This window comes from Lysinibacillus sp. CNPSo 3705, from assembly GCF_028674935.1.
Classification (GTDB): Bacteria; Bacillota; Bacilli; order Bacillales_A; family Planococcaceae; genus Lysinibacillus.
In genome coordinates this window covers 1-9,875 of the sequence record NZ_JAQZSD010000106.1, presented here as the reverse complement: position 1 = coordinate 9,875, position 9,875 = coordinate 1, and the positions used below count along the sequence as shown (strand labels likewise).

Genomic DNA, 9,875 nt, shown 5'->3' with positions numbered 1-9,875 from the left:
ATATTAACTAAAATATGGTATGCTGTATATGTAATTAATTAAATAATATGTAATTAATTAAAGAAATTGAAAAAATAAGAAAATGGGAATATGGAATTTGTGTTCATATTAGGAGAGTGGAGCCTTAATATTTTCTTAAAATTTTTTGATTAGTCTGAATATCAATATGCGGTATTTTAGGGGGAGGAATTTACTTGAATTTACGTCAAAAGATAAAACAGGCTAAGAAAGAATTAAGAGAGTTAGAAAAGACAGCTATTTCAAATCGAAATTATCGGTATTTTAAAAGACAAAAAGAGCTTTCTGATTTTATTAATACTAAACGCCAGCTGAACTCCTACACTAATGATGAAAAAATACTCAAAGGCAAAATTACCTATATGGAGCTTTCATGTGGAATTAGAAAGTTGTGTATTATAAAACACGCTAACGGCAAACCACTTTCACATAAACAGCAAATTCATTTTAATAATAAAGCTACAAAGGCATTATTAAATTTTGTTCCAGTAGTCTACAAAAAGTATAAGAATAACAAAGAATTACCATCTAGGTTCTATTCTATCTATACCTTATATGTCTCAACGGATAGAACAAAATTAAAAAGGCTATTTTGTAAGTTATTTATATACCAATTTATAAATAGTCAAAGTTTATTTATTAAAAAGGAAGAAGAGTGGATAAAAATAGTCGATAATGACTAACCCTTCCAATTGTTTTTTAGGAGGAAATTATGAACAAAACAATTAAAAAGCTAGAAAATGTTTATACCGATTTAAAAGATTTATATGAGAATTTTATACCTGCAGCTACTATTTTTTTTGATGGAGATACATATGAGCAGACAGATACAACAACTAAAAACAATAAATTGATTCATATATATCGCTGCGATAAGGAACTACATACATTAAAGATTGTAATGAAAAACGGTTCTCCTTTCTTGATAAATGGAGTATACGAAATGAATAGTTAAATCAACGGGATGTGAAAATAGATGAATTGTAGCAAGGATATTTTATTCAAGGAACTGGTTATTTTTATGTTCAATAACAATGAATTTCAAAAGCTTTAGAACATGAAAATATGAACATGCAAGCAAATGAAATACTTAGTTTTTTTAAGAGCCGCTCTAGATTTGGAGGGTTATTTACAACTCAACCGGTTAACGGAACCTAGAGGACCTTTAGCGATTCATGCAGGTAAACAGGTCGATAAAAAATCGTGTGACAAGACTATCGAACAACGAAAGGGGAAATATTCATGAAACAAACACACACTAAAACAGTCGAACGCTTTTTAGAAAGACTTAATGAAATGAGTGGAACAGGTAACGGTATAGGGAAAGGTACTGTAAATAAGATTCGTTCTTTAAATACATGTATTTAAAGATACAACTACTTAATAAAAAACAAGTTGCAATGATTTGTTTTTAGACTAAAAAATGCAATATTGTTATATTTATTAGTTCAACAACTGTTATCAATTAATTTTAAGGCTCGAAAACCAAGCCCAGTACCTGAAAAGTTCTTGTCACGAGAACTTTCTCCAACATAAAAAGGTTTCTATCATTTGAAAAAAGGTTAATTAAATAATGGTGATGTTAACCAATTAGAGTGAGAGAGAACCCGCACCCTTAATGAAAGGTTAAAGTGGTTTGTGTTAAAATATGAGTAACGAGTTTGAAGACTGTGAGTATTATGAATGAGACAAGTTAAAGTAAATTACATTTTGGAAGAATGATTTCTTTGAAGTTAAGTAAACACAACACGGAACATAACATAGCAGAAAGTGAGGGGATAAACCTATGACAGCTATCGTGCAATCAATCTATTATAATCAAGCACCTAGTACATTACGGCGTGAGATTGCTATAATGTTACATCAGGTTTGGCCAAATGATTGTCCAATGCCGGGAGCAACGATTCCGGAAGCTCACGATAAAGAACTTAATGCACGTTCTTTTTATTCCATCATAGATGGAAAGTTGGTCAGCTATGCAGGTGTGGTGCGTAAAACTATCAAACACGATGAACAGATATTTAATATTGCTGGACTTAGCTGTGTGGCTACTGATCCCGTTTATCATGGTCAAGGGTTAGGTTTATGTACAGTATCTGCCGCAACTCAATGGATTGAAAAACAAGAAAACATAGATTTTGGCATATTTACGTGTAAACCATCTTTAAGTTCTTTCTATAATCGTGCCGGCGCTTGGTCTGTTGTACAAGATGTAGTGCTTATTGGCAGTCGAGATGATGATGCTTTATCTAGCGAATCTCTAGACGTTGTTGTTTTGATGCGTCTGTTTTCAGAAAAATCCAAGGGTTATGAATCGATCTTGCGAAATACTACTATTAATCTTGATTTTCCAGTTGGTCAGTTTCTATAAAAAAACAGAGACCGATTTTACACAATCGGATAGTTTGCCGTTATCCTTTGCTTTCCTATATGCCTTTTTGACTGGTTTCACTCCCTAATTCTAAATCAATACCTTCCCATGAATCTTCACGAAATACATAAAACGCCCGGTTCTAGCCATAATCATCGAAAATATCAATTGAGGTATGGATGCAGGGAAGGCAGGGATACATAAAATGCTAAACTAGAATGGTTTAGGTTAAGATAAGAAATCATGGAAAGCCCCCTCTCCTAAGAGAGGGGGCTAAGTTGTTTTATTCTAATTTTTCTTTTATTTCTTTAGGTACATCTTTACTTTCAATAATTTTATATTCATTAATTAATGAAATTTTACCCGAAGTATGTTTATTAGCATCCTTATCTTTATCAGCAGTAATTTCTAAATATGTTCCTTCTGGAATTTGTTTATTATCATTTGAAGAAAATAGAATGCTCATTTCATCTCCATCTTCATTAAACCCTTTTAAATCGTAGTTAATTCCACCATCTTCTTCTTTCCCAGGTTCAGTGATCTTTACATAATAAGTCTCGTTAACAAGTTTATTAGCAAAACTACATCCTGTTAGAATACTCCCTAAAACAATAGTTAAAATCGAAATTGATAATATTTTTTTCATCATTTATTCCTCTCTTTATTTATCAAAGTTCTCCATCATATTAATCTATATTTTTTTTACAATCCATACGTCTAGAGACTGATTCATAATTTCTTAAGAATTTACAAAATAAACCTCTATAAATCTTAAGAATATACATTAATAGAAATTAAGAAACTGTAGGTATAATTCGAAAAGTGCTCTGAAAAAATGTGAAAAAGGAGATTTTATATTACTGTATGGGAAAAAGTTTATTAGGCGAACGAATTAATGAATTAGATTATATTCGAGGATTCGCATTATTAGGAATTATTTTGGTAAATGTCATTGCAATGTTACTCATTGATTTACCAGAGAATCATACTATCGATGCTAGTTATCAACGATTTTTATATTTATTTGTTGAAGGTAGGTTTTATACTATCTTTTCATTCTTATTTGGTGTAGGATTTTATATCTTTCTGACGAGAGCAAACTCTAAAGGTAGAAATGGATATTTACTATTATTAAGCAGACTTATTGTTTTGTTTATTATTGGATTTGTTCATTCCCTATTTTTAGATGGAGAAGTATTAAGATTTTATGCAATATGTGGATTACTTGCACTACCTTTTTATAAGCTAAACAAACATATTAATTTAGGCATTAGTATTATTTTATTAATCGTTCTTAGTTATTTTGGGTTGAAGATAACTCTTTCTTTACCTCTTATTTTATTAGGATTAAGCGCAGGGCAATATGGGGTATTTGAAAATTTATCTAAAAGAACTAAAAAACTTACGATTTTTACATTAGCAATGCTCGTGCTTAGTGTAATCAGCTTATTTGTTCAATATCAATATATACCAGAATCTCCATTCGCCAATATTATTCTTATGGGGGATGATGATGACGCAATAAATCAAACCAACCTATTTTTAAAAATAGGTGTTGCAAATGGAACTATTATTTCAGCTTTTTATATTGGATTATTACTTCTACTATTACAAACAAAAATAATAAGGAAGCTGTTAGCTCCTCTTAAATATTATGGGCGTATGGCATTAACGAATTATATCGGACAAACCGTTCTAATTATGGGCTGTAGCTTAATATTCAACTTAGAAGGTAAATTAACCTATATACAAACAATTTATATATGTATAGCTATTTGTACTATTCAAATTGTATTCAGTATGGTTTGGTTACGTATCTTCAAATTTGGACCATTAGAATGGATTTGGAGAATACTTACGTATTGGAAATGGATGCCGTTAACTAAAAAAACAACATGATATGTATGAATTCAAATTTGAGAAAAATCTAGGAGGTTTATATAGATGAATATACCGGTTGTAAAGGTAAAAGATGTGGAAAAAGTATATGGAAAAAAAGGATCAAATCAATCCCATGCATTAAAGGGTGTTTCATTCTCTATTCTAGAAGGTGAATTTGTTGGAATTATGGGCCCATCTGGTACAGGGAAAACAACGTTATTAAATGATATTTCTACTCTAGATAAAGCGACAAATGGTGTTGTACAAATTGCTGGAACAGATATAACAAAAATGAAGCAAGGCGAACTTTCGGATTTTCGTTCACAGAAATTAGGATTTATTTTTCAGGACTTTAATCTACTCGAAAATTTATCAATCTATGAAAATATTGCTTTACCACTTTCACTCCAAGGCGCTGCCTCTCGGAAGATTAAATCAAAGGTAAATAAAGTAGCAGAGATGTTAGGAATTTCAGAGATCCTTTCAAAATATCCTTCTGAGGTATCAGGTGGTCAAAAACAACGTTCTGCAGCAGCACGTGCTCTGGTCCATGATCCTGCAATCATTTTAGGTGATGAGCCTACTGGTGCATTAGACTCTAAAAATGCAGTAAGCATGCTAGAAGCAATGAAGAGCTTAAACGAAGAACAAGGTGTTTCGATCATGATGGTTACTCATGATGCGTTTAGTGCAAGTTACTGTCAAAGAATATTATTTATTCAAGACGGAGAATTATATAAAGAAATTCGAAATACAACAACACGAGAAAACTTTTATAGAGAAATATTAGATGTATTAGCTGATCTCGGTACACATAAATCTTAAGGAAGGAACTTTGGAAAAAATGTTATTTAAACTTTCTATGTCAGGACTAAAGAGTAAGTCTAAAGACTATGTAGTCTTGCTATTTGGTCTTATTATATCTATTTCAGTCTTTTATATGTTCCAAACATTAGCTATGAACAATGACTTCTTAAAATCTAATGCTATTGTTGGTCCTATTCAATTTATTTTTAATACTGGATCATTTTTGCTAGCAATAATTACGTTCTTCTACATTCTATATGCAAACTCATTTTTACTTTCACTTCGTCAAAAAGAATTTGGCATGTATATGATGATTGGAGCAAAAAGGGCTAAAATTACATTACTAATGTTTATTGAAACGATGACATTAGGAATTTTATCTCTTCTAGTAGGGATAGGATTGGGCATTGGGCTAGCTCAAGTAATCGGTCAATTGTTGATGAAACAGCTTGATTTTTCTGCAGGTGGTTACTCTGCTTTTTATAGTCCATCAATAATTACTACCTGTATTTTCTTTGTTACTTTATTTATTTTATCTAGTATCCTAAATTGTATTAAACTAACACGTATATCAGTGTTAGAACTTGTTCATTCTGATTCGCATAGTGAACGCATTGTAACTACAAGGAAAATTACTAGCATTAAGTCCATTTTTTCAATTATTTTATTAGCGATTGGTTATGTGTGTTTAATCAAGGTGGATAAATTAGAAGAAGTAGGAATAGTCACAGCGATGGTTACAATCACCAGTGGAACATATCTTCTCTTTATTTCCTTGTTACCATTATTTGTCCAGAAAATTAAAAGCAGTAAAAGAAATGAAAAAGGACTAAATGCTTTTACTTTTGCACAGTTAAATTTCCGTATTAATAGTTTAACGAAAGTATTAGCGACAGTGGCTATGCTAGTCGCACTTGGCGCAGGTGCAATTTCGGCTGGTATGGCATTTAAAAATAATATATCAATAATGCTTGGTGAAAATAATATTTATGATCTAATTACACACAATCCAACAACAGAGGAAAAAAAATTAGTAGATCATATTAATTTTAAGCAAAGTGCGCAATATCATTATAAAGTAGATTCACAGTTTGTTTATTACACAAAAGAAGAATTGGAAAATAATCGTCCATTATTACGTGAAAGTATTATGGAACAAGGTAAAGTTATACGTCAATTTAAACCTGTATCTGGAGACCTTCAGGTTGGTGCTATTTTAGATTTCAATAAAACTGAAGGCGAAGAAACGAAGTTTCCAGAAGATTGGGCAAGAGGAATTACGGGGACAATCCATCCCCATAATTTTTATCCTGATCATAACATTAAAATTGTTAATAAAAAAATGTATGAAGATATAAAGGGTGAGGAAGGAATAACTTTTGCCGGAATTACTGATGATTTTACAAAATACATTAATGAATGGAAAGAAATTAACGAGATTCAGAAAAATAAACCCAAGGAAATTGTATCTTTAAATAAAAAATATCAAGACTTTATTGAATTAAACGGCTTCCTTAGCGGGACTATTTTTATGGGATTCTTCCTAGGTGTTGCCTTCTTAGCGATGATGGCAAGTTGTTTAATGTTTAAAATTCTAACGGGCGCTTCAAAGGATATTATTCGATATCAAATGCTGTTCAAAATTGGTGTTCGATATGAAGTGTTAACAAAGTCTATTTATAAAGAAATATTCTTAGTTTTCCTATTCCCTGCGATAGTGGGTATTGTACATGTATTGATTGGCATGAACCTATTCTCAACAATTTTAGCTGAACCTTATTTCCGCATTTGGCTTCCGATTGGTATTTTTATTGTAATTTACTCAATATACTACTATATTACCGTTCAACTATATAAGAGAATAGTTCTTCCGAAATTTTGATGAAAAAATTTTTATTCTTCTTAATTTAAAATAAGAGAAATTTTTAATAGACCATAAAAGCTTTCTCCTATTAATAGGTGATCTCCTAATAGGTGATCTCCTAAACAAAATAACCAGGACTCATTTTTTCAGAGATCCTGGTTATTTTGTGTTTATTCATCATATCCCTCAATTTTTGGACTATGTGTTAACTTACTATAAACATCTGCAATTCTTGCCAGACTGTAATACAAATGTAAGGTAATTAGATAAAAAAGAAATAAAGTATCTCCTATAATCTAAAAGAAATTGAAAAGTAACAACATTGTTTGTGTATGAAAAGGAGTAAGAATATGTTTAAGAAAAACTGGAAGAAAATCCTCTTAATCACTGGAGGTGTTATAGGTGGTATATAGGTATTGCATATGCTGCATTAGTAATCTTTGTAGCTTCATCTATACCAAGTCCTACTGACCAACAATTGGATGGAGCAGCAAAAGTAGCTGAAAGTTATTTAAGTGAAAAAGTTGGAGAGGAAATCAAAATTTCATCTACTAGTTTTAGAGCAGAAATGTACGATCGAACTATTGAGGTTGAAGGACATTCAAAAAGTAACTCCCAACAAGTATTTCATGTGAATTTTGAACAAGTAAAGAGTAAAAAAGATAGTGTAACTGAAAAATCAATAAATACAATTTGTACTTCAAATGACAATGGAAACAACTTTCAATGTAAAGATGTAAAACGTAAATAGTAGAATTTTCATCAAAATAACCAGGTACTCATAAAATTCATATGAGCCTGGTTTTATTTAAGTGTAGCAAAATCGCTAATTATTCCAGTGAGGCGAATTATCTAGTTCTGACAATAATTTAGTCAAAATTAAAAACTGAATCAACCATCACCGTGATCCTCTTTAAGGGAATGGTGATGAGAACTTGACTCATCATCGCCAGGATTCTTTTTACAGTTACAATGTTTTGGGTCTTGGTCACAACATTGGGTAAATGAATCATCCGGGCATACGCCTGGAATAGGGATGCAAGGATCAAAATTATGGTTTTGGAGTACTTCGTAAGGACGCATCATATCATGATCTTCATGTTCAATGATATGACAATGCCAAACATAAGTTCCGGTAAACGGCCCAAAACGTGCAATGATACGAGTAACTTCGCCAGGATTTGCACGGACGGTATCTTTCCAACCCATTTCATTTGGATCCGGTTTCTTTGCTTTCCCTACATTAATGATATTCCCATTCTCATCCACGGTAATTGGTGCACGATTGAGAATCTGGAATTGAACTAGATGCAAATGAATCGGATGGGTATCGGGGGTTAAATTATAAAGTTCCCAAACTTCTATTGTTCCATTATATGGTGTTTCTGTAATAGGATCGACCCACATCTTGTTATTGAGTTCAAACAACGGTCGGCCAAATTCATCAGTAGTTTCAACTAAAAAGTTTTTTCTTACATATATAGCATCTTTAGGTTCGAGTTTTTCAAAGCAACTTAATCTTTCTGGTACTGTACTTGTATCCGGCTTGGAAGATTTTTGTTTCACTTTAAATTCCATAATTTGTGAAAGATCTGGAGAAGGAGGAACTCCATCAGGAAAAGGTGCCGGAGCATCATTTGTCAGTATGATATTCTGCCCTCTATGTTTTGAAAAATCAATAATTACATCTGCTCGTTCTGCCGGAGCCAGTATGATTTCAGAAACCGGTACAGGTTTTTCTAATAATCCGCCATCCGTACCAATTTGAATGAAATCTTGACCAGAACTCAATCGCATACGGTAAAAACGGGCATTAGAACCATTCAGGATTCGAAATCGGTATTTTCTCGGTTCAACTCTAAGATAGGGCCATATTTTTCCGTTGACTAAAATTGTATCTCCAACAAAGCTTGGAACAACCGATGGATTTGGAAGTTCGGGATCTATTGGAGGTGGGGGTTGTGGTGCAGGTGGGGGTTTTTGTCCGGGCTGGGAAGGATAGAACAGTTGACCGTCATCATAGAAGGAACGATCCTGGATAACTAATGGAATTTCAAATTCACCTTGGGGGAGATTTAGTTTTTCTTCTTCCTTGTCTCGAATAAGGTAAAACCCTGCTAGCCCGGCATAAACATTTAATCGAGTGATTCCAAGGGCATGGTCGTGATACCAGAGAGTTGTCGGACGCTGACAATTCGGATAGTAGTAAACTTCATGCACGAATTTGCTGCCAAAGTTTTCAAAGTTTTTGGTAAACCATGCTTCTGGATATCCGTCATTTTCAGGGCGAACACGCCCACCATGCAAGTGAACTACCGTTCTGACCGGGGGTCGACTGGGTTCGGCACCGTGAAGAGTCGTATCCACTGGCAGAAGGTGTTTAAAAGGTAATTTATTTTCCCACTTCACTAGAATGGGATGATCCCTACGAACATCAAATGTCGGTCCAGGATACATCCCATTATATCCCCAAACTGTTGTCGGCGGTAATGCAAGATGTAGCTTTTGTTTTATCTGTTGCATCGACACTTCATAGTAAGGAATTCCATCCCGTTTTCCGATTGGTTTTATAGTAGGCGGAATCGGTAATGCATCAACAAACTTTTTTAATTTCAAATTAATTTCCCCCTAATCCATTTCAAACAATTTAATTCATAGCCATTGTTAGCTACAGAATCATGATATGTTTATTTAATTTACATAATGCTTCTGGGTTTATCCAAAGGAATTGAGACAGAGAGAGCAGCAGCTGACTTGAAGTTTTAGCATCTTCGAAAATTAAAGGAGGCAGGCACTATTACTGAACGAAAGGTTAGCATATGGAAACATTATCGCTTTATGTTTTTGACCCCGTAAGTTATAGGCATTTATTATAAAGAAAGATTTTCAAAAAAATTATCTTATTTTTACTATATTTTATGAGTTAGAATGGAA

At 32.8% G+C, this 9,875-nt stretch carries 10 protein-coding genes and 1 pseudogene; 9 read left to right on the top strand and 2 right to left on the bottom strand.

The window, feature by feature from the left end; translation table 11 throughout:
* Positions 1-194 precede the first annotated feature (194 nt).
* The 4 genes from PVA17_RS23715 (at position 195) to PVA17_RS23700 (ending at position 2,389) form a co-directional block, all read left to right on the top strand.
* The gene (locus PVA17_RS23715; protein WP_274069189.1) at positions 195-701 is read left to right on the top strand and encodes a hypothetical protein; all 507 of its coding nucleotides are present in this window, start codon (positions 195-197) and stop codon (positions 699-701) included.
* Between the two features lie 29 nt (positions 702-730).
* Entirely contained in the window at positions 731-973 is a 243-nt protein-coding gene (locus PVA17_RS23710; RefSeq protein ID WP_274069188.1) for a hypothetical protein, read from the top strand.
* Positions 974-1,260: 287 nt separating this feature from the next.
* On the top strand, positions 1,261-1,386 hold the full coding sequence (locus PVA17_RS23705) for a hypothetical protein (protein WP_274069187.1): 126 nt from the start codon (positions 1,261-1,263) through the stop codon (positions 1,384-1,386).
* A 418-nt stretch (positions 1,387-1,804) separates the two neighbouring features.
* Positions 1,805-2,389: a GNAT family N-acetyltransferase gene (locus tag PVA17_RS23700; RefSeq protein WP_274069186.1), complete on the top strand. Its 585-nt coding sequence runs from the start codon at positions 1,805-1,807 to the stop codon at positions 2,387-2,389.
* Between the two features lie 283 nt (positions 2,390-2,672).
* Here the strand turns inward: PVA17_RS23700 and PVA17_RS23695 are convergent, their stop codons facing one another.
* Positions 2,673-3,038: a YxeA family protein gene (locus tag PVA17_RS23695; RefSeq protein WP_274069185.1), complete on the bottom strand. Its 366-nt coding sequence runs from the start codon at positions 3,036-3,038 to the stop codon at positions 2,673-2,675.
* A gap of 215 nt (positions 3,039-3,253) precedes the next feature.
* On the opposite strand from PVA17_RS23695, the gene PVA17_RS23690 reads away from it, so the two are divergent.
* The 4 genes from PVA17_RS23690 to PVA17_RS23675 all read left to right on the top strand — a co-directional run bounded on the left by PVA17_RS23690 (position 3,254) and on the right by PVA17_RS23675 (position 7,692).
* Positions 3,254-4,288 (top strand): DUF418 domain-containing protein, encoded by a 1,035-nt coding sequence (locus tag PVA17_RS23690; protein WP_274069184.1) that lies wholly within the window; start codon positions 3,254-3,256, stop codon positions 4,286-4,288.
* 45 nt (positions 4,289-4,333) lie between these two features.
* Positions 4,334-5,095 (top strand): ABC transporter ATP-binding protein, encoded by a 762-nt coding sequence (locus PVA17_RS23685; protein ID WP_274069183.1) that lies wholly within the window; start codon positions 4,334-4,336, stop codon positions 5,093-5,095.
* Between the two features lie 19 nt (positions 5,096-5,114).
* Complete coding sequence (locus PVA17_RS23680) at positions 5,115-6,959, top strand: FtsX-like permease family protein (RefSeq protein ID WP_274069190.1); 1,845 nt, start codon at positions 5,115-5,117, stop codon at positions 6,957-6,959.
* Between the two features lie 460 nt (positions 6,960-7,419).
* Positions 7,420-7,692 carry a hypothetical protein gene (locus PVA17_RS23675; RefSeq protein WP_274069182.1) on the top strand — a complete coding sequence of 91 codons (273 nt, stop codon included), beginning with the start codon at positions 7,420-7,422 and terminating at the stop codon, positions 7,690-7,692.
* A gap of 140 nt (positions 7,693-7,832) precedes the next feature.
* Here the strand turns inward: PVA17_RS23675 and PVA17_RS23670 are convergent, their stop codons facing one another.
* Positions 7,833-9,557: a multicopper oxidase family protein gene (locus PVA17_RS23670; RefSeq protein ID WP_274069181.1), complete on the bottom strand. Its 1,725-nt coding sequence runs from the start codon at positions 9,555-9,557 to the stop codon at positions 7,833-7,835.
* Positions 9,558-9,707: 150 nt separating this feature from the next.
* Here PVA17_RS23670 and PVA17_RS25585 point away from each other — a divergent pair.
* Positions 9,708-9,782, top strand: a pseudogene (locus PVA17_RS25585) (ArsR/SmtB family transcription factor); the annotation flags it as partial.
* Between the last annotated feature and the right edge of the window lie 93 nt (positions 9,783-9,875).